The 23,760-nt window shown below is 59.8% G+C and carries 28 protein-coding genes; 25 read left to right on the top strand and 3 right to left on the bottom strand.

The window, feature by feature from the left end; genetic code table 11:
• Positions 1 to 86: 86 nt before the first annotated feature.
• Positions 87 to 1,529: a single-stranded-DNA-specific exonuclease RecJ gene (locus tag HALTADL_RS08855; RefSeq protein WP_089670651.1), complete on the top strand. Its 1,443-nt coding sequence runs from the start codon at positions 87 to 89 to the stop codon at positions 1,527 to 1,529.
• 51 nt (positions 1,530 to 1,580) lie between these two features.
• Here the strand turns inward: HALTADL_RS08855 and HALTADL_RS08850 are convergent, their stop codons facing one another.
• Complete coding sequence (locus HALTADL_RS08850) at positions 1,581 to 2,171, bottom strand: response regulator transcription factor (protein ID WP_089670652.1); 591 nt, start codon at positions 2,169 to 2,171, stop codon at positions 1,581 to 1,583.
• Between the two features lie 198 nt (positions 2,172 to 2,369).
• Here HALTADL_RS08850 and HALTADL_RS08845 point away from each other — a divergent pair, with 198 nt between their 5' ends.
• Positions 2,370 to 3,116, top strand: coding sequence for an RAD55 family ATPase (locus HALTADL_RS08845; RefSeq protein WP_089670653.1), 747 nt, complete (start codon positions 2,370 to 2,372; stop codon positions 3,114 to 3,116).
• Here HALTADL_RS08845 and HALTADL_RS08840 read toward each other — a convergent pair whose 3' ends face one another.
• Positions 3,117 to 3,452 carry a winged helix-turn-helix domain-containing protein gene (locus HALTADL_RS08840; protein WP_089670654.1) on the bottom strand — a complete coding sequence of 112 codons (336 nt, stop codon included), beginning with the start codon at positions 3,450 to 3,452 and terminating at the stop codon, positions 3,117 to 3,119.
• Positions 3,453 to 3,852: 400 nt separating this feature from the next.
• On the opposite strand from HALTADL_RS08840, the gene HALTADL_RS08835 reads away from it, so the two are divergent.
• The 20 genes from HALTADL_RS08835 (at position 3,853) to HALTADL_RS08740 (ending at position 19,778) form a co-directional block, all read left to right on the top strand.
• Positions 3,853 to 4,398, top strand: coding sequence for an archaellin/type IV pilin N-terminal domain-containing protein (locus HALTADL_RS08835; RefSeq protein ID WP_089670655.1), 546 nt, complete (start codon positions 3,853 to 3,855; stop codon positions 4,396 to 4,398).
• Between the two features lie 2 nt (positions 4,399 to 4,400).
• Positions 4,401 to 4,967, top strand: a complete 567-nt coding sequence (locus HALTADL_RS08830; protein ID WP_089670656.1) for an archaellin/type IV pilin N-terminal domain-containing protein — start codon at positions 4,401 to 4,403, stop codon at positions 4,965 to 4,967.
• A gap of 2 nt (positions 4,968 to 4,969) precedes the next feature.
• Positions 4,970 to 5,569, top strand: coding sequence for an archaellin/type IV pilin N-terminal domain-containing protein (locus HALTADL_RS08825; RefSeq protein WP_089670657.1), 600 nt, complete (start codon positions 4,970 to 4,972; stop codon positions 5,567 to 5,569).
• A 39-nt stretch (positions 5,570 to 5,608) separates the two neighbouring features.
• Entirely contained in the window at positions 5,609 to 6,169 is a 561-nt protein-coding gene (locus tag HALTADL_RS08820) for an archaellin/type IV pilin N-terminal domain-containing protein (protein ID WP_089670658.1), read from the top strand.
• Positions 6,170 to 6,311: 142 nt separating this feature from the next.
• Entirely contained in the window at positions 6,312 to 7,373 is a 1,062-nt protein-coding gene (locus tag HALTADL_RS08815) for a DUF7500 family protein (RefSeq protein WP_089670659.1), read from the top strand.
• Between the two features lie 81 nt (positions 7,374 to 7,454).
• Positions 7,455 to 7,817, top strand: a complete 363-nt coding sequence (gene cheY / locus HALTADL_RS08810) for a chemotaxis protein CheY (RefSeq protein ID WP_089670660.1) — start codon at positions 7,455 to 7,457, stop codon at positions 7,815 to 7,817.
• A gap of 1 nt (position 7,818) precedes the next feature.
• Positions 7,819 to 8,994, top strand: a complete 1,176-nt coding sequence (locus HALTADL_RS08805) for a chemotaxis protein CheC (protein WP_089670661.1) — start codon at positions 7,819 to 7,821, stop codon at positions 8,992 to 8,994.
• Positions 8,995 to 9,036: 42 nt separating this feature from the next.
• Positions 9,037 to 9,540: a chemotaxis protein CheD gene (locus tag HALTADL_RS08800; RefSeq protein WP_245708324.1), complete on the top strand. Its 504-nt coding sequence runs from the start codon at positions 9,037 to 9,039 to the stop codon at positions 9,538 to 9,540.
• A 95-nt stretch (positions 9,541 to 9,635) separates the two neighbouring features.
• On the top strand, positions 9,636 to 11,207 hold the full coding sequence (locus tag HALTADL_RS08795; RefSeq protein WP_089670662.1) for a FlaD/FlaE family flagellar protein: 1,572 nt from the start codon (positions 9,636 to 9,638) through the stop codon (positions 11,205 to 11,207).
• Positions 11,197 to 11,607, top strand: coding sequence for a hypothetical protein (locus HALTADL_RS08790; protein WP_089670663.1), 411 nt, complete (start codon positions 11,197 to 11,199; stop codon positions 11,605 to 11,607). The genes HALTADL_RS08795 and HALTADL_RS08790 overlap by 11 nt, the downstream gene beginning before the upstream one ends.
• Positions 11,608 to 11,609: 2 nt before the next feature.
• The gene (locus HALTADL_RS08785) at positions 11,610 to 12,077 is read left to right on the top strand and encodes a hypothetical protein (RefSeq protein ID WP_089670664.1); all 468 of its coding nucleotides are present in this window, start codon (positions 11,610 to 11,612) and stop codon (positions 12,075 to 12,077) included.
• Positions 12,078 to 12,079: 2 nt separating this feature from the next.
• A complete protein-coding gene (locus tag HALTADL_RS08780; protein WP_089670665.1) occupies positions 12,080 to 12,838 on the top strand; it encodes an ATPase domain-containing protein in 759 nt (252 codons plus the stop codon).
• A 12-nt stretch (positions 12,839 to 12,850) separates the two neighbouring features.
• Positions 12,851 to 14,524 (top strand): type II/IV secretion system ATPase subunit, encoded by a 1,674-nt coding sequence (locus tag HALTADL_RS08775; RefSeq protein WP_089670666.1) that lies wholly within the window; start codon positions 12,851 to 12,853, stop codon positions 14,522 to 14,524.
• Positions 14,525 to 14,533: 9 nt separating this feature from the next.
• A complete protein-coding gene (gene flaJ, locus HALTADL_RS08770; protein ID WP_089670667.1) occupies positions 14,534 to 16,276 on the top strand; it encodes an archaellar assembly protein FlaJ in 1,743 nt (580 codons plus the stop codon).
• A gap of 64 nt (positions 16,277 to 16,340) precedes the next feature.
• Positions 16,341 to 17,075 carry a 1-(5-phosphoribosyl)-5-[(5-phosphoribosylamino)methylideneamino]imidazole-4-carboxamide isomerase gene (gene hisA, locus HALTADL_RS08765; protein WP_089670668.1) on the top strand — a complete coding sequence of 245 codons (735 nt, stop codon included), beginning with the start codon at positions 16,341 to 16,343 and terminating at the stop codon, positions 17,073 to 17,075.
• A gap of 75 nt (positions 17,076 to 17,150) precedes the next feature.
• On the top strand, positions 17,151 to 17,480 hold the full coding sequence (locus tag HALTADL_RS08760; protein WP_089670669.1) for a hypothetical protein: 330 nt from the start codon (positions 17,151 to 17,153) through the stop codon (positions 17,478 to 17,480).
• Positions 17,481 to 17,576: 96 nt separating this feature from the next.
• A complete protein-coding gene (hisB, locus tag HALTADL_RS08755; protein WP_089670670.1) occupies positions 17,577 to 18,173 on the top strand; it encodes an imidazoleglycerol-phosphate dehydratase HisB in 597 nt (198 codons plus the stop codon).
• Positions 18,174 to 18,209: 36 nt separating this feature from the next.
• On the top strand, positions 18,210 to 18,710 hold the full coding sequence (locus HALTADL_RS08750; protein WP_089670671.1) for an amino acid-binding protein: 501 nt from the start codon (positions 18,210 to 18,212) through the stop codon (positions 18,708 to 18,710).
• A gap of 1 nt (position 18,711) precedes the next feature.
• The gene (locus HALTADL_RS08745) at positions 18,712 to 19,113 is read left to right on the top strand and encodes a hypothetical protein (protein WP_089670672.1); all 402 of its coding nucleotides are present in this window, start codon (positions 18,712 to 18,714) and stop codon (positions 19,111 to 19,113) included.
• Between the two features lie 38 nt (positions 19,114 to 19,151).
• A complete protein-coding gene (locus HALTADL_RS08740) occupies positions 19,152 to 19,778 on the top strand; it encodes an IMPACT family protein (RefSeq protein ID WP_089670673.1) in 627 nt (208 codons plus the stop codon).
• Here the strand turns inward: HALTADL_RS08740 and upp are convergent, their stop codons facing one another.
• Positions 19,779 to 20,456 carry a uracil phosphoribosyltransferase gene (gene upp / locus HALTADL_RS08735; RefSeq protein WP_089670674.1) on the bottom strand — a complete coding sequence of 226 codons (678 nt, stop codon included), beginning with the start codon at positions 20,454 to 20,456 and terminating at the stop codon, positions 19,779 to 19,781. It abuts the gene before it with no gap.
• A gap of 80 nt (positions 20,457 to 20,536) precedes the next feature.
• On the opposite strand from upp, the gene HALTADL_RS08730 reads away from it, so the two are divergent.
• From HALTADL_RS08730 to HALTADL_RS08720, 3 genes are all read left to right on the top strand, one after another.
• Positions 20,537 to 21,544, top strand: a complete 1,008-nt coding sequence (locus tag HALTADL_RS08730) for a succinylglutamate desuccinylase/aspartoacylase family protein (RefSeq protein WP_089670675.1) — start codon at positions 20,537 to 20,539, stop codon at positions 21,542 to 21,544.
• Between the two features lie 25 nt (positions 21,545 to 21,569).
• A complete protein-coding gene (locus HALTADL_RS08725; protein WP_089670676.1) occupies positions 21,570 to 22,499 on the top strand; it encodes an NAD-dependent epimerase/dehydratase family protein in 930 nt (309 codons plus the stop codon).
• Between the two features lie 109 nt (positions 22,500 to 22,608).
• On the top strand, positions 22,609 to 23,709 hold the full coding sequence (locus HALTADL_RS08720) for a lysylphosphatidylglycerol synthase transmembrane domain-containing protein (protein ID WP_089670677.1): 1,101 nt from the start codon (positions 22,609 to 22,611) through the stop codon (positions 23,707 to 23,709).
• Positions 23,710 to 23,760: the final 51 nt, after the last annotated feature.

The following is a 23,760-nucleotide window of genomic DNA, read 5'->3' as shown; positions in this document are numbered from 1 at the left end:
CTCAAACCATCTGCTACCATTTGGTACCACTATCCTCCAGCTACCGAAGCGGAGCCTTATATCCGAAGGCGACCAACTCGGCACAAATGGCTACGGTTCATCCTGTAGGGGCGCTTGCTGACACCGCGAGTGCCTGCGCCGAACGACTCCGGGCGGCCGACAGCGTCCTGCTGGCATCCCATATCGACGCCGATGGACTGACCAGCGCCGCAATCGCCGCCACCGCGCTCGAACGGGCGGGAATCTCCTTCGAGACCGTTTTCTCGAAACAACTCGACGAGGCGGAACTCGAATCTATCGCCGCCACCGACCACGAAACGGTTTTGTTTACTGACTTCGGCAGCGGCCAACTCGATCTGATCGCTGCCCACGAGACTGCTGGCGATTTTATCCCTGTTATTGCCGATCACCACCAGCCCGCCGACGCGACCACCGAGTTCCATCTCAATCCCCTCTTGGTCGACATCAACGGGGCCTCGGAACTCTCTGGGGCTGGCGCTAGCTATGTCCTCGCGCGTGCGTTGGAGGCAACTGATTCCGACGACGCAGTCGACAACCGCGACTTGGCCGCGCTCGCAGTCGTCGGTGCGGTCGGCGATATGCAGGCCGGTGTCGACGGCCTCCGCGGAGCAAATACGGACATCGTCAAGGAGGGCATCGAGGCCGGTGTGATCGAGGAAATGACAGACCTCACGCTGTACGGCAAACAGACTCGGCCCCTCCCGAAACTGCTTGAGTACGCCAGCGATGCACGGATTCCCGGCATCTCGAACGATGCCTCGGGCGCAATCGAGTTTTTGTCCGAACTTGATCTCGACCTGAAAGTCGACGACGAGTGGCGCTGTTGGGTCGACCTCTCCGATGACGAGCGACAGACCGTCGCCAGCGCCTTGGTTCGGCGGGCGGTCTCAAGTGGGGTCCCCTCGGGGCGGATCAACGATTTGATCGGCACGAGCTACCAACTCAGCCGCGAGGAGCCGGGGACCGAACTTCGGGACGTCAGCGAGTTTTCGACGCTGTTGAACGCCACCGCCCGCTACGAACGGGCCGATGTCGGCCTCGCGGTCTGTCTGGGCGACCGCGACGAGGCGCTGGATCGCGCTCGCCACCTGCTCAGAAACCACCGACGAAACCTTTCTGAAGGATTGGAATGGGTCAAAACCGAAGGAATCTCTGCCGAGGACCATCTCCAGTGGTTCGACGCTGGGGACGAAATCCGTGAAACCATCGTCGGCATCGTCGCCGGGATGGCCGTCGGCGCGCCCGGCGTGCGACGTGATCTGCCGATCATCGCCTTCGCGGAGAAATCCGACACCGAAATCAAGGTGTCGTCCCGTGGCAGTCACCAACTGATCCGCAACGGGCTGGATCTCTCGGAGGTCATGCGCGAGGCCTCCCGCGCGGTCGGTGGCGACGGCGGCGGCCACGACGTCGCCGCAGGCGCGACGATCCCGACCGGAACACAGGTCGAGTTCATCGACCATGCGAACGAACTGGTTGGTGCACAGCTCGGTGGATCAGCGGACTGAGACTGCAGAAGCGGTGGTGGGTGTGGAACGACTGGTCGACCGCTGAGAGCCCTAGGCGTTACCGAGGTCGCGGAACATCACGCGATAATCATCCGAAGACAGCGAGCCCGCCAGATCAAGCAGTTCGTCGTCAAGTTCGCTCATCCGACCCAACAGCGTCCCATACTCCTCGCTGGCGTCGAGTTCACCATCCGATTTTTCGGATTCAAGCAGCGCGCGCTTCGAAGCCAGCGACGCGGCTTCCCGGAGGAGACCGCCGTACTCCGAGCGGACGAACAGCGTTTCGACGGCTTCGAGCAGTTCGGATCGCGTCACCGGCTTGACGATATAGAGGTCGAACCCCATGTCGACGATGTCGAAATCGGGTTCGACACCGGTGACCATCGCCACGCGACAGTCAAACCCTCGGTCTTCAATGAGATTAAGCACTTCCTCGCCCGGCGCGTCGGGCAGTCGACGATCCAGCAAGACGGCGTCGATCCCGGCGGCATCGGTGTCCGCATCCGAGTTGCCTAACAGGATATCGATCCCCTCTTGGGCAGTCTCGGCGGTGAACACCGTATATTCCGGCTTCAAAAACTGGACGTAGAGCTTCGTTACGGACGAATCATCCTCGACGACGAGAATCGTCTGTGCACTCATCGCCGTCTCACCCGGTGGGGACAACGCTCCGTATCTGTCGGTCTGTCGGTTCGACTCCACACACCCATTCGTACTGAGACATCCACAACCCTGAGGGTATAAATGTATCTACTAATCGTTCTCTATAAATCTGGTAACAACCACAGAGAGCCGGTGGTCTCATTTAGGAGGGCGTTCTATTGTCCCGCAATGACAGGTATGACAGATGTAGTTCCAACCGGGGTCGATGGTCTCGATGAGATCCTCAACGGCGGTATCGTCGACAACGCAACCGTCCTCGTTAGCGGGAATCCGGGGACCGGCAAAAGCATCCTCGGCATGCAGTATTTGTACACGGGCGTCACCGAGTACGACGAGCCCGGCATTTACATCTCCTTCGAGGAGAACGCCGACGACATTCGGACCGCCGCCGAATCAATCGGCTTCGACCGGTTCGGCGAGTTGGTCGACGAAGGCGAGATCAAGATCTACGACAAGCGGGATATGCTGAGCGACGGCGATTTTACCGCGACGATGGACCGGCTGCTCGAAGATTTCTCCGCCGAGGAGTACGACCGACTCGTGCTCGACTCGTTGACAATGTTCCAGCTGTTTTTCGACGACGAGCGCGAAAAACGGACCTACCTCCTGAAGTTCTCCGACATCCTCAAACAATACGGGCTGACATCGCTTTTGATCAACGAACAGGGTGCGGTGTTCCCCGACACTGAGATCGGTCTGGAGAACTTCCTCACCGACGGCAACATCTACGTCATCCAGACGCCGACCGACTCCGGCGTCAACCGCTACGTTTGGGTTGCCAAAATGCGAAAACAGGATATCGACACCGATATTTTCCCGATGGAGATCAGCGACGGTGGACTCATCGTCCACGACAAAGCCAGCGGGTTCTCGATGATGGGTGGCGACGGCGGCACCGGGGCCAGCGGCGGTCCCTCGTTTTAACTACTGGTTGGACATCGTCCGCCAGACGTCGTCGAGCTTGTTTTTGACGACCGACCGCTCGGAGATCTCGACGGCGATCCCGTTGTCGAAACTGATCTCGATTTCGTCGACGTTGCGCCGGTACACCTTAATCCGGCGGTGTTCGTCCGACAGCGGCCGATCATGGAGCTCCAACAGGTTGGTTTCGGTGAGTTCGTTGATCCGCCGATAACAGGTAGCGATGGGGACATCAAGCTCATCACTGAGGTCCTGGGCGGATTTGGGATCGGTTGTCGCCGATAGGATCTCGGTATTGTACTTGTTACCGAGTACCTCGATAAGATCCTCAGATGTCATTAGTTGATAATTGGGAGAGTCAAGATAAAAAGGGTGTCGGTGGTCTGCTGTCCTGCGGTATGACTTTCTCAGTATCAGTTGTGGGACCGTGGTATCAAATTCAGTAACTTACGGGCGTGTGCGAAACAAATAATTTGTCGCGTACTGACTGTCTCACATCGGTTGGTAGCGCATCGGGTCTGATACTTTCCGTGTCGACTGTGGATCTTTATGTCGACCGCATACAGTGGTACTGATTGGCTTGGATACTGTACCTCTTTGTGGGTATAGCTACCACAGGCGGGGATTATCACAGTCGATATTCACGGACATAATTTTAATACCGAGTTTCTGCTTTCTGGACATAGCGTCGGGTCCCCCTATCCAATGGGTAGCCGACGAGGAGAACGAAATTAAACACATGTTCAACGACACAGATCGAGGTCAGGTCGGTATTGGAACACTCATCGTGTTCATCGCAATGGTACTTGTCGCAGCAATTGCGGCGGGTGTCCTTATCAATACGGCCGGACTGCTTCAGACACAGGCAGAAGCAACTGGTGAGGAGTCCTCACAGCAGGTGAGCGACCGGCTCCAGATCCAGAGTGCGACAGGGAACGTCACAGGCGAGGAAATCGACTCAGTAAATATTACGGTGACGAAGGCACCGGGTGCCGACGATATCCAACTTGAGAACGTGACCTACGAGTTCGTCACGAGCGATCAAGTTATCACGGATGTTGTTGCGGCTGGCCAGGTCAGTGAAATCACGGCTGCGACGAGCGATAACGTGATTACTGACCGGAGCGACCGCTACCAGCTCGAATTTAACACAACGCACTTCGATACGAACTTCCAGGGTGGCGACAAAATTGCCGTGACGCTGACGACCGCACCGGGTGCCTCAACAGTCACAGAGCTTCGAGTACCCGACTCGTTGGTCGACCGTAGTGCGGTGAAACTGTAACAATGTTTGAGACAGTATTTAATGCAGACGAGCGCGGTCAGGTCGGAATCGGGACACTCATCGTGTTCATCGCGATGGTACTTGTGGCAGCGATTGCCGCGGGTGTACTAATCAACACGGCAGGACTGCTCCAGACGCAGGCCGAGGCAACCGGTGAAGAGTCCTCACAGCAGGTGAGCGACCGACTCCAGATCCAGAGTGCAACTGGAGAAATTAACAGTACCCGGGAAGTGGTAACGGCGGTCAACATCACGGTAACGAAGGCTCCGGGTGCTGACGATATTCAGCTTGAGAACGTGACCTACGAGTTCGTGACGAGCGACAAGGTCATCACCAATGTGCTGTCAGAGAGCCAAATCACCAACATCTCAGCAGAGACTAACGATAATGTCATCACCGATCGGAGTGACCGCTACCAGCTCAACTTCGATGCGAGCGAGGATCTTGACGGAGATCTTCAGGGTGGCGAGAAAATCTCCGTGACGCTGACGACCGCACCAGGTGCGTCGACAGTTACGGAGCTTCGAGTGCCGGACTCGTTGGTCGACCGTAGTGCGGTGAAACTGTAACAATGTTTGAGACAGTATTCGATACAGACGAACGCGGTCAGGTCGGAATCGGAACGCTCATTGTGTTCATCGCGATGGTGCTTGTGGCAGCGATTGCTGCAGGTGTACTGATCAATACGGCTGGACTGCTCCAGACGCAAGCCGAGGCAACCGGTGAGGAGTCCTCACAGCAGGTGGCCGACCGGATTCAGATCCAGAGTGCAACTGGTACAGTAGAGCAGGTTAATTCAACTGGGGTCATCGATGGTAGCGGAGATACCACAGCCAAAGTTACGGAAGTCAATATTAGTGTGACAAAATCACCGGGTGCTGACGACATCCAACTTGAAAACGTGACCTACGAGTTCGTGACGAGCGATCAGGTTATCACGAACGTCGTGGGTTCGGATCAGGTCAGCACCATCACTGCTGCGACCGACGACAACGTGATCACTGATCGGGCCGACCGCTACGCGCTCAACTTCAGTTCCACAGATCTCAACGGCAATCTTGACGGTGGCGATAAAGTAACCGTGACCCTGACGACCGCCCCGGGTGCCTCAACAGTCACGGAGCTTCGCGTGCCGGACTCACTGGTCGACAAATCAGCTGTAAAATTATAAAAATATAATACAATCAATAATAAATGATAACCTAAGACAATGATACCCCTACACAACACGGAGGACCGTGGTCAGGTTGGAATCGGGACACTCATCGTGTTCATCGCGATGGTACTCGTGGCAGCGATTGCCGCAGGTGTGCTGATCAACACGGCCGGGATGCTCCAGACACAAGCAGAGGCAACCGGTGAAGAGTCCGCACAGCAGGTGGCCGACCGGATTCAGATCCAGAGTGCGACTGGCCAAATAAGCGACAAAAATCTGACAGACGTCAACCTCACGGTGACGAAATCACCAGGTGCGGGTGATATCCAACTCGAGAACGTGACCTACGAAATCGTTACCGATGATAAAGTGATCACCGATGTACTGAACGATTCGAACATCGGTTACATCACTCGCAATACACCGGATACGGTCATCACTGATCGTGCCGATCGCTACGAGCTTACGCTCAATGCTACTGATGATCTCGATGGCGAACAGATCAGTGGTGGCGAAAAGCTCACGATAACGTTGACGACCGCCTCTGGCGCGTCGACAATCGAAGAGCTGCGAGTCCCAGACTCACTGGTCGGTCGGTCGGCCGTGAGACTGTAATCGCCGTCTCGAACCAATATCACTAAACACGGGGTTGTCCCCGTTGCAACTCATTTTTTGCGTGCTCAACCGAAGCACAACGCTACAGCGACGCTGCTGAGGGCAACACTCTTTTAGTCGACTGCTAAAGATCAACACAGTCATGGGCTCGGATAACTCGGATGAGGAAGACCGCGAGCGAATTCTCGCACCTGACGATCTCGATATTACAGCACAGCCCGAGGTCGAGGAGATCGACGACGGGCGGTACGTGGTCTCTCCGGACGGGCCAGCGAAGAAACCTAATCGGGATCTCCTCGAAAACCCCGACTGGCTCAGTGATGACGACGAGACGGAGACGGCTCCCGAGCCGAGTGACTCCCCGCCACGGGAGCCTCGAGGGGAGCAGTCGACGTCCCAACCGGACGAGGAGTCGACGCCTCGACAGCCCCAGCCCGACAACCGGTCGACACCACAGGCGGGCGGGCAGAATCAACAGCCACCCGGCAATACCCAACCGGGCGGGCAGAATCAGCAATCTCCCAACACGCAGTCTGGTGGTCGTGGTCAGCAATCGCCCACCAACCAGCCGACCAATCGAGGCCAGCAATCGCCCACTCAATCAGGCGGTCGCAAGCAACAGTCGTCGAGCAATCGGTCCGGGGACCGAGGCAACCAGCAGTCGCCCAACACGCAGTCAGGCGGTCGAAGTCAGCAGTCGTCCAACACTCAGTCGAGTAGTCGCAACCAGCGGTCAGGCAATCACAACCAGCAGTCGACCGGTGGTGGGTCACCCACCCCGTCATCGTCGGAGCTGGCGGCTCACGACCAGCCACCGGTCGACCCGCCAGCAGTAGAGCTCACCAACGCCAACGTCAGCAAGTTCCTCGCGGAGGAACTCACGCAGGGCGATGGCGACTACGGCTTCGATGCCACGCTCAACGTCGAGGGAGAGGTCAATCGCGGCCGGATGACCTCGGATGACATCGGCGAGACGCTCGAAACCTTGCTGCGGTGGTACGCCCGCCAGACGACCGAGGAGGTCGAACCCGAATCCGTCCTCGGAATCATCCTCGCGGGCAGCGACCTCGCGGTCGAGTACCCGGTCCAAAGCGTCTACACAGTTGTCAAACGCCATGATCTCAAACCGGATGATTCGATCAGCGACCTGCTGGCTGCCGTCCGAAAGGAAGGCTCGTTTACCGTTCCTCCGTCCGAGGAGTAGGCCGATTTTCGGCGGTTCTGTTCTCAGCGCTGATAACTGTAGGGGAGTGTTTATGAGAATGGGGAGTAGCCAACAGGATATATGGCTAAGCGTGTGCTGATCGCCGACGACTCGGAGTTCATGCGGAACTTGCTCCGTGAAATCCTTGAGGGCGATTTCGATATCGTCGGAGAGGCCGAAAACGGCGTTGAGGCCGTCGACTTGTATAACGAACACGACCCCGACATCGTGATGATGGATATCGTCATGCCGATCCGCAGTGGGATCGAGGCAACCGACGAGATCACAAACGAGAACGCGGATGCGAAGATCATCATGTGCACCAGTGTCGGGCAGGAAGAGAAAATGAAGGAGGCGATCAAGGCGGGTGCCTCGGGCTACATTACCAAACCGTTCCAGAAACCGAACGTGCTCGAAGCGATCAACGACGTCATCCCCGCCTAACATGAAAGTCGACATCCGCGAGCTTGGACAGTTCAACCATCTCGCCTCACAGGGTGCCGAACGCGCCGCCAGATCGCTCTCACAGCTGACGGGCGTCCAGATGGACGTCGAAGTCACCGATGTGAGCCTCGTTACCGAAAACGTGCTCGCGGAGACGTTCACCGGCCAGTCGTTCGTCGGGGTCGAACTCGGTCTCGAAGGTGGACTAGAGGGCGAAACCGTCCTCGCGTTCGAACGCGATCGGGCCCTGAAGCTCCAAGAACTCCTTTTGGAAGCCACGGGAACGAGCGACGAACTTGCACAGAGCAGCGTCACCGAACTCGGCAACATCATGATCGGCGGCTTCATCGACGGCTGGGCCAACCACCTCGGCGAAGCGATCAATATGACGCCGCCGAAATACACCGAGGCGGTCGGCCCGCGAATCCTCCCGGATCAGGCAATCGAGGCCGCCAAGAAACACGGCGTCTTTCTGTTCGAGAGCAAACTCCAAGCGATGGACGTCGACCTCGATTTCTCGATCTACATGCTGCCGGAGTACCGGCAGTTCGTGGATCTGTTGTCGGGCACCGACGACGGTAACCAGATCCCGGTCAACCGGCTCAACGCCTTCGAAGACCTCGCAAAGGAGGGCGCTGGTAACGCCGCCGGCCAGATCGGGATGATGACTGGGCTCGACACCGACGTCGACATCAGTCGACTGCGGTTCGTCCCGCTGAAGGACGTGCCGAAACAGGTCGGTGACGACCGGTTCGTCGGTGTCGTCTTCGAACTCAAGGGGCTGCCGAGTGGCTATCTCGTCGTGCTGTTCGACGAGGGGTCGGCCCAGACAATCGCCAGCGCGATGATGCCCGGCGGATCGGATGAAGAGGGGATTGGGACGATGACCGAAGGGGCGATCAAAGAGCTGGGCAACATCATGACAAGCGGCTTCATCGATGGCTGGGCCAACGTGCTTGGAACCAGTATCGAACACACCCCGCCGAACTTCGTCCACGACATGGGGTCGTCGATCATGAGTCCCGTTGTCGGCAAGCTTGGGCAACAACAGGAGTACGCGTTTGTCATCGACTCGACTATCGATATCGACGGCAATCAGGGCCGCTGTGATATCTACGCGCTGCCGAACGAGCGTGAACTCGCTCGCGCACTGTCGGCACTGCCAGCACAGACGTAAACCACTCTCCAACGCCGATTACCGGAACAGTCAGGAGGAGCCGTGAAACGCCTCGAAACGAACGATGAGACCATCACCCGACGGAAAATCGGGATCGCCGAATACGCCGTCGTCACAGACGAGACAGTTCTGGTTACGAGTGGGCTGGGGTCGTGTCTCGGGATTATTTTATACGACCAGCGGAACTCGGTGTCCGGACTGATCCACGTCATGTTACCTTCTGTCGACCACGCGCGTGATACTACCCCTGCGAAGTTCGTCGACACCGGGCTCCCGCTTCTGATCGACGAGATGGTCGAAGCCGGAGCCGATGCGAACCGGCTTCGGGCGTGGATCGTCGGTGGCAGTGAAATGCTCCAATTTAATTCTACCGGCGAAAGTATCGGCAGCCGAAACATAGCGATGGCCGAACAGCTACTCGAGGAGCTTGGTATCCGGCTTGTCGACGCGGATATCGGTGGCAACCACGGCCGCTCGCTTCGGTTCGATCCGGCCGAAGAGACGGTCTCGATCCGGACAGCCGACGATTCGATACAGCAAATCTGACCGCTTGGCCGGCATCAGTCGCCGTGTGTTCAAAATCTCATCCCTGAAATTCAGAGGGGTGGTTTGAAGTATACTGGTTGTTACGATTTCACGTAATGGGTCTCGGTATATCGCTCCTCGTCACACTCCCCGCGCTCGATGGGATCTCGCTGTTCGGCACCGAGCTCTCAGTGCTTGGTCCCACGGCCGCCGGCACAGCAGGCTTGGTCGGCGCGAGCATCATCGACCGAATCCTTGATTCCGACGACGATGATGATTCCGGCGGGGGAGGCGGCGGTGGCGACGGACTGATGGACGACGACGGTGGCGAGTTCGGCGGGATGGACGACGAGTTCGGCGGCGGCGGTGGCGGCGACGACTTCGGCGGGATGGACGATGACTTCGGCGGGATGGATGACGACTTCGGTGGCGGCGGCGGTGGCGGCGGTGGCGGTGCGGACATGGACGAACTCGAACACCAAGTCGACGAACTCGAAAACGAGGTTGCAAGCCTCTCCTCGACGGTCAACACCGTCAAAAGCGAGAACACCGAGATCAGCGACCGAATCGAAGACGTCGAGGAAGACGTCAGAAACCTGCTCGATATCTACGAGATGGTGACGCGCGGCATCAATCCCTTCGTAGACGAACAGGACGCCGGCGAGTTCGATGTCGGCGGCGGTGGCGGCGGTGGCGGCGGTGGCGGACTCGGACTGTTCGATGACGGCGAAGAGGAAACACAGCAGGACGACGACGTCGACGACTCGGTGATGAGCGAAGACGCCGATGGTTTCTTCGACGACGACTTCGAGGAGGACGATGACGACGAGTTCGGCGACGACGAGTTCGACGATGGCGGGATGGACGACGAGTTCGATGAACTGGACGAAGATGACGCCGACGCAGTCGGCGGCGAAAGCGAATCAGAAGAAATGGTGAGCGATCAAGATTCAACCGGCGGTAAGTCGTTTAGTGAACTGAAAGACGAGTACGACTCAGGCGATGCCTCGTGGGCCGAAGAGGGCGAAGAACCTGACGACGACCTCGGTGGAATGGATGACTCCCTCGACGACGGCGACGACCTCGCGATGGACGACTCCTTCGGCGAGATGGACGACGACGAGGACGACCTCGGTGGAATGGATGACTCCCTCGACGACGGCGACAACCTCGCGATGGACGACACCGACGATAGCCTCGGCAACGGCTCCGATGGTGAGATGGCTGCGTCCACGCAGGCTGAGACCGCCGATGAGTCGACCGCCCCGGTCGACGACGGAGACACCCAAGGCGACTTCGAGTACGTCAGCTCCGATCAGCTCTCCAGCAGCGGCGACAAACCGTACCTCACGGCGATTCCCGGCGACTACGTCGGCGATCTCGTCGTCATGGAGTGGCTGGAGTTCCTCGTCGAGGAGTCGAACGTCACCGATGCCGCCCGAGCGGTCAACTACTACGAGCGCATCGACTGGATCGACCGGGCGGCGGCCGACCATCTCCGCTCGTTCCTCTCTGGGTTCGGACAGATCGACCGCAACAAGGTCGACCAGCCCGGCACGGACCAGCTCAACCGAACCCACCACGTACACAGCTTGAAATACATCATGAAGCTCAACAACGGCACGACTGCAACGTCGGTGATCCTGGATCGCTGGGACACCTTCGCGACAGGCGACGATGGGCTTTAGTGTCAGTGCTTCGACAGCCATCATCTTCGCGGGGCTGTTCCTCGCGACTGGGATCATGTATCCCGCGATGTCGAATGGCTACGAGGCGGTCCAAGACGCAGAAGTCGACCGGGACGATGCCCAACTCGACATGCGGAACAGCGAGATCGAAATCGACGCAATCAGCGCAAATTCAATCACCGTGAACAACACTGGCTCGACATCATTGACTGTCTCGAACGTCGACCTCGTTATTGATGGCGAGTACCAACCGCGGGACACGTACGACACGTCCGTTGATATGGATGGGTCGACGGATCTCTGGCTTCCCGGCGAGTCACTCGTGATCGATGGCTTCAGTAGTACGAACCGTATCAAAGTCGTCACTGACCACGGTCTCAGCGTCACACGGGAGGTCTAACCATGGCAAGCGTCTCAGCATCCCATCTGATCATCTTCATCGCAAGCCTCGTCATCGCGGCTGGCGTCGTCGGTACGCTCACAACCGGCGTCGACCGAGTCAGTAGCGCGGTAGATGATCGGAGTCTCGATGTGAGCCAACAGGTTCGGATGGATATGGCGATCATCAGTGATCCGGGTGCGACTTATACAACGGACGAGCCTTTGATGATTCACGTCCGGAACACCGGCTCACAAGGCGTGCCAATAAGTGATGCCTCGGCAGTCGACATCGTGTTCAACGGTCGGTTTATTCCGAACGCGAACGTCGATATCAGTGATGCTAACAGTGGGGATGAGATCTGGCGACCAGGAGAGGTCGTCGAGATCACGATAGATGATAATCCCGAGATCGATATTCAGTCGGGAGGCAACCGACTGTTTTTGACGGTGAACGAAGACGAAGAGACGTTTGAATTCAGAGGAACATAACAATGAGCAGAGCACAACGCAACCTACTGTCGCTGGGAATGGAGGATCACGACCGTCTGAACAAAGAGCTGGGAGGCGGCATCCCGCGTGGCAGTATCGTCCTCCTAGAGGGTGACTACGGAGCCGGCAAAAGTGCGATCAGCCAGCGGTTCAGCTACGGGTTCACCCAGGAGGACCACTCGGTGACGTTCCTCTCGACTGAGCTGACCGTCTCGGGGTTCATCGACCAGATGCACTCGCTTTCCTACAACATCACCAAGCCGTTGCTTCGCGAGGAGCTACTGTTCCTCCATGCGGACTTCGACAGCGCTGGGGCGCTCCGCGGCGACGCCGACACCGAACGAAAACAGCTTCTCAAACGGCTGATGGAAGCCGAAGTGATGTGGGAGCCGGATGTCGTCATCATCGACACCTTCGATGCCATCCTCCGAAACGATCCCACTTTTGAATCCCTTGTCCGCCAGAACGACGAGCGACAGGCCGCCCTCGAGATCATCTCGTTTTTCCGAGATATGATCTCCGACGGCAAGATCATCGTCCTCACCGTCGACCCCTCGACGGTCGACGAGGAAGCAATCGGCCCCTTCCGGTCGATTGCTGACGTGTTTATCGAGATCCAGATGATCGAGGTCGGCAACGACATCCGTCGACAGCTTCAGGTCAAGCGATTTGCCGGGATGGGCGAACAGGTCGGGGATACAATCGGATTTTCCGTAAGATCCGGAACTGGTATTGTCATTGAGAGCCGTAGTGTCGCATAGGAGAATTACACAATGACTGAAATGGGAACTCCCAAGCCGTCTGACGAACTCAAGCAGATGGCAATGCGGAAGCCGCACCTCCGCGAGCACCTGATGAAGTTCAAGCAGATTACTGGTGAGTTCCCTGTGTTCGCCGACGATCCCGAAGACTACGAGTCCAAACGGCCGAACGTGCTGTACCCAGTCGGCGGCCCGATTTTCTGCCACGTTCACGGTGACGTTGGTCAAAAGCTCAAATACTACACCGTCGAGCCGACGCTGTCGGACTCGGAGGCGGTGATCCTCGAGAAGGTCAAACGCAAGCTGCTTTCGATGAGTGGTCACCGCGATTCGCCGGACGACGAGTCCGAGTACGACGACCTCATCGAGGAGCTGCTGGAAGACGCGACCTACATCTCCGACGGCGAGACCAATTTTTATGATCGAGTCAAGCAGTTTTGGAACCTTGGGAAAATAGAGGTCAACCAGCAGACCTACGACTCCATTCGCTACCGGCTCAACCGGGATATCGTCGGTTTCGGCCCGCTCGAACCGGTGATGCGTGACACACAGAACGAGGATATTCACGTTATCGGCCCTCACGAGTGCCACGTCGACCACGGAACGTTCGGCATGATGCCGACGACCGTCGACTTCGGCACGCTCGAAGAGTACGACAGCTGGCTCCGTAACATGGGCGAGCGAATCGGAGATCCCGTCTCGGACTCCGACCCGATTGTCGACTCGACGCTGCCCGACGGTTCGCGTGTCAACATCATCTACTCCAACGATGTCTCGATCAAGGGTCCCTCGATGACGATCCGACAGGGCGAGGGCGTCCCGCTGTCGATCAACCAGATTACCAACTGGAACACGCTGTCGCCACGCCTGTCGGCCTACCTCTGGCTCTGTCTGGAGAACGAACAGACCGTCTTCGTTGTCGGCGAGACCGCATCCGGGAAGACGACGACACTCAACGCAATCTTGTCGTTCATTCCACGGGACGCGAAGATCTACACCGCAGAGGACACCGCCGAGGTGCTGCCGCCCCACGATACGTGGCAGCAGCTCATGACACGAGAGGGTGAGGAAGGGAGTGAGGTCGACATGTTCGACCTCGTGGCTGCGGCACTGCGGTCCCGTCCTGACTACATTATCGTCGGGGAGGTTCGTGGGGCCGAGGGACGGATGGCGTTCCAGGCCGCCCAGACGGGCCACCCCGTCATGCTGACGTTCCACGCGAGCGACATCGTCTCGATGATTCAGCGGTTTACCAGCGAACCGATCAACGTTCCAGAGACGTTCATGGACGTTGCCGATGTGGCACTGTTCCAGAACCGTGTCAAACAGGGCGACGACGTGCTGCGACGGGTGACCAGTGTTCAGGAGATCGAGGGCTACTCCTCGGAGATGGACGGTGTTGTCACGCGTGAGGCCTTTAGCTGGGACCCCGTCGAAGATGAGATCATCTTCCAGGGGATGAACAACTCCTACGTACTGGAAGAACAGATCGCGACGCTGCTGGGGTACGCCGACACCCGGGACATCTACGACGAACTCGACTACCGTGCGGACGTTATCGAACGCATGATTCAGGAGGGTGTGTTGGGCTACCACGAGGTCAACGAGGCAATCGATTCCTTCCAGCGTGACGGTGTCGAAGGGCTACCGTTCTCGATGCGTCCGTCACCGGTTACTGGCGAATAGGTGTCTCCAATGGCGACACAAACCGAACAGTCAGGCGATAGGCTCGATACGCTGCTGTCGTTTATCGCGGAGCTACTGGCATCTTACGACCAACTGGAGATGTCGCGGAAGCGATATCTGCTGACGATTCTCCTGCCAGCGTTCGGCTTTTTTATACTAACTATCGTCGGTGCCGCCCTGTTGACGGTCCCGCTTCTGGTGAGGCTCCCGATGCCGCTTCTCGGGCTGTTGATCGTCGCTGCGGCAGTCGTCTATCCCAAAATCTACATCAGCCAACGCCGGATCAAGATCGAAAACCAGTTCCATCTGGTGATGACCCACATGACCGTTCTCTCGATGACCAACATCGACCGAATGGAAGTGTTCCGGACGCTGGCCAAAGAAGACGAATACGGCGTGTTGGCCGAAGAGCTGGGTCACGTCGTCCATCTCGTCGACACCTGGAACCAGAGTCTCGACGACGCCTGCCGTCGACGGGCCAAAGAGGTCCCGAGCAAGGCGCTGGCGGACTTCTTCGAACGGCTGGGCTACATTCTGGGTGCCGGCCAAGAGATGAAGGATTTCCTCGTCAACGAGCAGGACATCATGATGGACCAGTACAGCACGGTGTACGAGGGCGCGTTGTCGAACATCGAGGTGATGAAGGATCTCTACATGTCGATGATCCTCTCGATGACGTTCGCGCTCGTCTTCGCGGTCGTGCTGCCGATCCTCTCGGGGATTAATCCGACGCTGACAGTCGTTGGCGTCATCGTGATGTTCATGTTCGTCCAGTTGGGGTTCTACTTCGTCATCCGGACGATGGCACCGTACGATCCGGTCTGGTACTTCCCCGAGGCTCGGTTCGTCGAGAACCGCAAACTGTGGGGGTCGCTGGCGTTCGGTGGCGTCGGCTCGATGCTGTTGGTGTTCTTCATGGGGTTCGGCTTCCTCGGCATCGGCCCGGGCGTCGACGGGCTCTTTTTCTTCCTCGATGAGGTGCCACTTCCAGCCTACATCGGGTTCCCGGTAGCACCGCTTTTGGTGACCGGAATCGTCCTTCGAAACGAAGAACGGACGATCCACGAGCGCGACGATCAGTTTCCCAACTTCATTCGCTCGCTTGGGTCGGCTGAAAACGCGAAACAGGCGACGACCTCGGCGGTCCTCGAAACGCTCCGCACGAAGGATTTCGGTGCGCTGTCACCGAACATCAACCGACTCTACCGCCGTCTCCGGATGCGGCTCAGCCCGGATCAGGCGTGGGGTGAGTTCTCCATCGAATCCCGGTCGTACCTCATCCAGAAGTTCAGCGAGATGTTTCTGGTCGGTCGACAGATGGGTGGCAACACCAAACTGCTGGGCGAGATCATCAGCTCCAATATGAATCAGGTCAACCAGCTCCGTGTTCAGCGAAAGCAGGCGACGACGACGCTGATCGGCCTGCTGTACGGGATTACTGCCGCCGCAACGTTTGCCTTTTTCATCGGTCTCGAAGTCGTCAACATCCTCGCGGATTTCTCGACGACGCTCGAAGTCTCACAGTTCAACATCGGCCAGATCATCCATCCGGGGGCCTACAACATCCCGCTTATCGAGTATTTGCTCCTGCTCGTCATTCTGTTCAACGCGGCGCTGTCGGCAATCATGATCCGGACCATCGATGGCGGGAACAAGGCGACCGCCTACATCCATTTCGTCATGCTGACGTGGCTCGGTTGTCTGACTGCGATCTTCACCCGTGAGGTCGTCAGCGTCGTCCTCGCTATCTGAGCGCGGCCGTCGCCTTCCGACTGCAATCGTCGCGTTTTATCACTCGCCCCTCGAACCACACGCTATGACAGATCCGTTTCCGACGTTTGAGGTTATTCCGGCCGTCGACGTCCAAGACGGCGGCGTCGTCCAACTCGTCGCGGGCGAGCGTGGCACTGAAAAACAGTACGGCGAGCCACAGGCCGCCGCCGACCAGTGGATCCAGCAGGGTGCCGAGACGCTTCATCTGGTCGACCTCGACGGCGCCTTCGAAGGCGAGCGCGTCAACGCCGACGCTTTCGAGACGATTATCGAGTCGACCGACGCCGACCTCCAGATCGGCGGCGGCATTCGAACGGCCGAGGACGCCTTTGAACTCCTCGATATGGGCGTCGACCGCGTGATTCTGGGCACCGCAGCGGTCGAAACCCCCGAAATCGTCGCCGAAATATCCGAGCGGTATCCGGGAAGCGTGATGGTCAGCCTCGATGCGAAGGGCGGCGAGGTCGTCGTCTCGGGGTGGACCGAGTCGACCGGTCTCGACCCCGCGGAGGCCGCCGGGCGCTACGAGGACCTCGGCGCGGGCGCGATCCTGTTTACCGATGTCGACGTTGAAGGGCAGCTAGAGGGCGTCAATACGGAGTTAGTGAGTCGGGTGTGTGAGGCCGTCGACATCCCGGTGGTCGCCAGCGGGGGGGTAGCGTCGGTCAACGACGTACTGGCTCTGCAGGAGGCTGGCGCGGCGGCGGTCGTCGTCGGGACCGCGCTTTATGAGGGGGCCTTTAGGCTGGATGCGGCGATCGAGGCCGTTTCCGAGTAGTTCCCCGAGACGATTCTATAGTACCTGTAAGACCGGTCCGGGATTATAAGTATTCGTTCCGAATACGACCTATCAATGAAACGGCTCTTGCTGATCGCACTCGTTTTCGGTGCCGTCATCGCGGGGGGTGGTCTGATCGCCGTTTGGGACGACGCGACGACCCCTGACCGAACCGCTGCGGCGTTTCTCCACGCTGAGCGGATCGATAACTCGTCGGCTGTGGACGGATCTGTGATCGGATACGAGAACCTCACGGCCGACCAGCAGACGGTCTTCGAGCGGGCGATCGCCGACGATCTGAACATAACGGAGATACCTGACGACACCAATGCATCCGTGTGGTACGACGGTGGAGCCGTGAGATACCAGAATAAGACGTATGAGGTCGCCGTAAGCGAAACCTAGCGGTCCCGATGACATCTCTCGAAACGAGTCGACCGACGGCACCGAACGGACAATAACAGCGCAACCACCATATTCCCCGCGTGTGTGAGTGCAGCTATGAGCGAGACATCACGGGCGGCAGCGGTCAGCCGCGAGACAGGCGAGACCACAATCGAGGTGACGCTGGATCTCGACGGCGACGGCGAGTCGACCGTCGACACCGGGATCGGCTTTTTCGACCACATGCTGACCGCACTGGCCAAACACGGCCTCTTCGATCTCACCGTCCGCTGCGATGGTGACCTGGAAATCGACGACCACCACACCGTCGAGGACGTGGGCATCACCCTTGGCGAAGCACTCAACGAGGCGCTGGGCGACAAACGCGGCATCGTCCGGTATGCCGACCGCCGGGTCCCACTCGACGAAGCGGTGGCCTCGGTCGTCGTCGACGTCAGTGGTCGACCCTACTTCGTCTTCGACGGCGACTTTTCGCAGGACCAGATCGGCGACTTCACGAGCGATATGGCCCGCCACTTCGCCGAGTCGCTGGCGCTCAACGCCGGGCTGACACTCCACGCCGAGATCGTCTCGGGCGATAACGCCCACCACGAAGTCGAGGCCCTATTTAAGTCACTGGCCCGCGCGCTCGACGACGCCACACAGGTCGACGAGCGGCGAAGCGACACCCCGAGCACGAAAGGCGAGCTGTGAGCCGACCTCACGACCGATCAGCCACAGGAGCCAGCCATGTTTGACGAAATCATGGAGAAGTTCGAGGGCAGCCCGAGCCAGCAGGCGGTGATCCGCCTCCTGCTTGAGCGTGGCTTCTCGGTCAACGAAGAGGGCCGGGTCGTCTCCGGCGGAATCGAGATCCCCTACACCGGGATCGCCCGCGAGATCGACGTCGACCGCCGCGTGGTCGACTCCACTACAGATGTCATCCTTTCGGACCCCGAACTCCAGCGTATCTTCACCAACATTTCGGCGATTCCGAGCCTACGGGATCTCGCACCCGTCCTCGATTTGACGGTGATGACAGTCGAGGTCGACGCCGCCGACGAGTCGGGAATCGTCGCCACCGTCACCGGGTTAATCGCTGACTACGAGATCACGATTCGCCAGATCATCAGCGAGGACCCCGAGTTCACCGACGAGCCACGGCTCCACGTCATCACCGACGAGGAACTCCCCGGCGACCTCCTGTTGGAGATCCGTGAACTCCCCTTCGTCCGCCGGATCGAGTTTTAATATGCAGGCCATCGAGCGACTGTGTCGACTGGTTGCGATTCAGGCAGCCCTCGTTGTCGCGGCGATCCATCTCATCTGGGCCATCCCGCGATTCTCGTTGTCGCTCCTTTTGAATCCCGTTGCCGACAGTCGACCATTTCTTTTTGTCCCCGTCGCGCTCCTGTTGGTCGCTGTCGCTGTGGCACTGTTTCGGGGCCACCGCTACCGTCGACTCAGCGCGCTTGGCGGGGGAACGCTGCTAGCGCTGTTTAGTGGCTATTTACTCTGGATTAGTGACCCATTACTCACGGCGCTTACCGGTGATCCGCTTGCGCTTGTCTCGAAGACCGTCGAACTCGTGGGGGTGGCGGCGTTTGCTGTGCTCTACTATCTGCATCATCCCGACCGATATGGATCGGGCTGACCGACACCACTTACTGCCGCCACATCCTACCTCGTGGCGTGACAGCAACGTTTCGTACCGTTTCCGGCCGCGGCGAAGCCACGCTCGACCGCCACGGCTCGGAGTTTATCGCTCTCGTCGCCCCGGTCGACACCGTCGACGAGGCCGAGGCCGTCATCGCGGAGGTCGAGTCGACCTACCCCGATGCGACCCACCACGTTCCGGTCTACCGCGTTCCGGCAGGTGAGGTCTCGGCCGACCAGCTCGGCGATGTGATGCTCCGAGAGTGGTGTAGCGACGACGGCGAGCCCAGCGGCTCGTCGGGCAAACCGGCACTCAACGTGCTCGTCCAACAGGAACTCCAGAACCTCGTCGCCGTCGTCACGCGGTATTATGGCGGTACTAATCTCGGTGTCGGCGGATTAGCACGTGCCTACTCCGGGGCAGTCAAGCAGGCCGTCGACGACGCGGGCATCGTCGAGCAGGTGCCACACGAGCGGTTTGAAGCTAGCGTCGACTACGACGATTCGGGGACGGTTCGCGGCATTCTGGAGTCGACCGCCGCCGAGTTCGAGGCGAGCTACGACGAGCAGGCCAGTTTCGCGGTTCGGGTGCCCGTTACCGAGTCGGCCGAACTCCGGGAACGCCTGTTAAATGCGACCAGCGGGCGGGTCGAGTTGGACTGATTAGGTAGTGCCGAAGGTTCGGTCGCCAGCATCGCCCAGTCCAGGGATGATAAAGCCGTCGTCGTTGAGTCGGTCGTCGATAGCGACAGTGAGGATATCGACCTCGGGGAACGTTTCGTCGACGCGCACCAGCCCGGGCGGGGCCGACACCGCCGAGAGGACAAACAGGTTCTCGTAGCTGTCGGTCGCTTCGAGAACGTAGTCGAGCACCGCACAGATCGTCGAGCCGGTCGCCAGCATGGGATCGGCGACGATCACGGTGTCGTCGCTCGTGATTTCGGGGAGTTTGACGTAGTCGACGGTGATCGGGAACTCGCCGTCGTCGTCCATTCCGGCGCTCTCGTCGCGGCTGGCCGAGATGACGCCCTGCTTGGCGCTGGGGAACGCTTTGAGCAGTCCTTCGACAAACGGGGTTGCCGCTCGGAGGACATTGATGATGACGACGTCATCGAGTCCTTTGACGCGTTCGCCGGTGGTCTCGGCCAGCGGGGTTTCGATTGGGACGAACTCGGTGTCCATCGCGCCGTCGATGATTTCGTAGCCACAGAGTCGACCGAGTTGTATCAGTCCTTTTCGAAAATCGACCTGCTCGGTTTCGACCGACCGCAGCGTCGACAGCGTGTCTTTCGCCAAGGCGTGCGTGATGAGATGGGCGTGGTCACGCGTTTCAATCGGCATACGGCCTACCGCGTGATCCGACCCAATAAAACCGGTCGACCATCCCTCACTGCTACAAGGCCATAGGTTGTGGTAAGTGTATGCACACTGCCGAACGGACCACGCTGGCCCGGCTCCCCTCCGGCGTTCGGATCGAGACCACCGTCCACCGGTACGGTACTGGCGACGGCCCCACCCTCTACGTGCAGGCGGCCCAACACGGCCGGGAGATCAACGGCACCGAACTCCTCCGTCGACTCCACGTCGGTCTCACCAGCGACGAGTCCGCCCACCTTCCCGGCGCTGTCGACCACACCGCCCTCGACGGCACTCTGATTGCGGTCCCGCTTGCGGACCCCCTCACATTCGACCGGGTTTCCTACACCACGCCCGAACCCATCGATTCGGCGCATCCGAACATGAACCGGTGTTGGCCGGGCGATCCCGAGGGGACGGTCCACGAGCGAATGGCCGCCCGGCTCTGGGCGGAGGCCGAGGAGGCCGACGCCATCGTCGACCTCCACACCGGGAGTCCCGAGATGCTGACTCACACCGTCTACCTTCGCGGAAACGACGATGCCCGCCAGCTGGCCGAAGCCTTCGGGACCAACGTGCTGCTGGCCGAAGCCGCCGGAGACGACGCCGACGCGGAGTGGAACGACCGAAACTTCGGCCGCAAGCTCCGGGTGGCCGCAACCCGCGAGGGAATCCCCGCAATTACGCCGGAACTCGGCTCGAACAAGCAGTTAGACGGGGAGGCGATTGCGGCCGGACTCCGCGGTTTAGTCGACCTCTGTCGACACCTCGACCTACTCGACGGCGAGCCCGAACCGTGGGACGGCACTCGGGCGACAAACCATCTCGGCCGGGTGCGAGCCACCGACTCCGGGCTGTTCGTCGTCGCGGAGGGTGTCGACCTCGGCATGGCAGTCGACGAAGGCGACCGGCTGGGGACCGTGTACGACCCGACGAGCTACGAGTCACTGCAGGACGCAACCGCCGACCGCGAGGGAATCGTCTACTCGATTGCCCGCGAAGCAACTGTCACGGCCGGACAGACGCTTATTGGCATCGCTGAACGACTCGTCGACGCAGAGCCAAACCGTTAATTACTGGCCATCGATTCTACAGCGCATGGACATTTCGGATCAGCGAATCCTCGTCACCGGCGGCGCAGGCTTCGTCGGCTCACATCTCGTCGACCGACTCCTCGCAGACGGCGCGGCCGTAACCGTCGTCGACAACTGCTCGACCGGCTCGCGGGACCGCGTTGCCGACGACGCGCGCTTCGTCGAGGCCGACCTCACCGACCCCGACGCCCTCGATGGCGTCCTCGACGACATCGACCTCGTGTTCCACCTCGCGGCGTCGAAACTCGTCAACACCGACCGCCCCCACGGCCAGTTCGAGGACAACACCAAAATGACGCTGAACCTCTTGGAGGCGATGGCCGACGCGGATGTGACCCAGATCGCCTACACCTCCTCGTCGACCGTCTACGGCGAGGCTCCGCGACCCACACCCGAGGATTACGCCCCGCTCGAACCGATCAGCGCCTACGGTGCGGGCAAACTCGCCGACGAGGGGCTGCTGTCGGCACGCGCTCACAGCCACGACCTCACGGTCTGGAACTTCCGATTCGCCAACGTCGTCGGACCCGGTCTCCGCGGCGCAGTCATCCCGGACTTCATCGAGAAACTCACCGAGAACCCTGATACCCTCACTATTCTCGGCGACGGTCGACAGGAAAAATCCTATCTCCACATCACCGACTGCGTCGACGCCATGCTGCATATCGTCGCTAACGCGACCGACGCGGTCAACAGCTACAACCTCGGGACGCGAACGACGACCTCGGTCGACCGAATCGCCGCTATCGTCGCCGACGAAATGGACCTCGACCCCGACTACGAGTATACCGGCGGCGACCGCGGCTGGACCGGCGACGTGCCGAAGATGCGCCTGTCCATCGAGAAACTCTCGGCGCTCGGCTGGGAGCCAACCCTCAGCAGTGACGCGGCGGTTCGACGGTCGACACGCGAACTGATCGACGAACTCTGCTAACCAGTATTGCACAGTCCTGTGTTTCACGATTCTACAGGTAGCCGTCTCGAAACCGACTCCTGATCGAGTTTTAGGTGGGCTTAAATATCTCTGTACGAACCGAACGTGTATGACTCGCTCCGGCGGTCGGTGGACAGACGGCCTTCGAGCCTTGGTGACCCGACGCCATCTCACAATCGGGGGGACAGTGCTCATTTTTGCTGGCCTGCTCGTCGCGCTTCGGGACGTCGACGTCGACGCGGTGCTCACGATTGTCGCTCGGACCGACCCGTGGCTGCTTGCGGCCGCTGTCGGCCTCTATACCCTCTCGTGGCCGCTTCGGGGCAAGCGGTACGGCGAGGTGCTGTCGACCACTGGCTATCCGCTGGGGTCGACGTTTCTCACCCTTGCGGTCTTTATAAGCCAGACGGCGAACCTCGTGCTTCCGGCGCGGGCCGGTGATTCGGTTCGGGCCTACATCCTGCACGCCCGCCGGGAGGTGCCGTACCCCGCTGGCTTCGCGTCGTTGGCCATCGAACGCGTCTTCGATCTCGCCTCGATTGCGGTGCTCGGTGGGGTCACCCTCGCGTGGCTCGCCCTCGGCGGCGTCGCTGGCCCGCTGGAACTGGTCGCTGAAGCCGACGGGGCCAGAACCGCGCTCCTCGCCGCCGGTGGCGTGACTGCGATCACCCTCGTTGTCGGCGTCTCGACGGTGCTGGTCGCACGTTCGGGCCGTCGACCCGGCTCGATTGCCGCGAGCGTTGTCGACCAGTTTCCGCAACTTCGGAAACCGGTTGCAGCCATCGCCAGTTTCGCCGGTGATATCGCGGTCGTCGCCCGGAACCCACGCGCGATAAGCGTCATCGGAGCCGGAAGCCTCCTGATCTGGTCGCTGGACGTTGGCACTGCGATTCTCGTGCTCGCGGCTCTCGACAGCGGTCTGGCCCTTGGCCCTCTGCTTGCGGTCGGGACGCTCGCGGTGAGCGTCGGCAATCTCGCCAAGGTTCTGCCGCTCTCACAGGGCGGCATCGGCCTCTACGAGGCCGCCTTTACCGCCTTGGTCGTCGCGCTCACACCAATCGGCGCGCCAACCGCGCTCGCCGCTGCCGTCGTCGACCACGCGCTTAAAAACGGAGTTACGCTCGTCGGCGGGGCCGCAGCGATCACCCTGCTGGGCGTCTCGCCGACGGAGGCCGCCCAACAGGGGACCGCCGCGGAGGCTGCTCAGTAATCTCGTGGCAGCAGCCACGCAGTAGCCGATTCGGCCGAGACCGACAATATT

This window comes from Halohasta litchfieldiae (assembly GCF_002788215.1).
GTDB classification, from domain to species: Archaea; Halobacteriota; Halobacteria; order Halobacteriales; family Haloferacaceae; genus Halohasta; species Halohasta litchfieldiae.
Note: the sequence above shows the minus strand (reverse complement) of the source record. Positions and strands in the feature narration are given on the sequence as shown.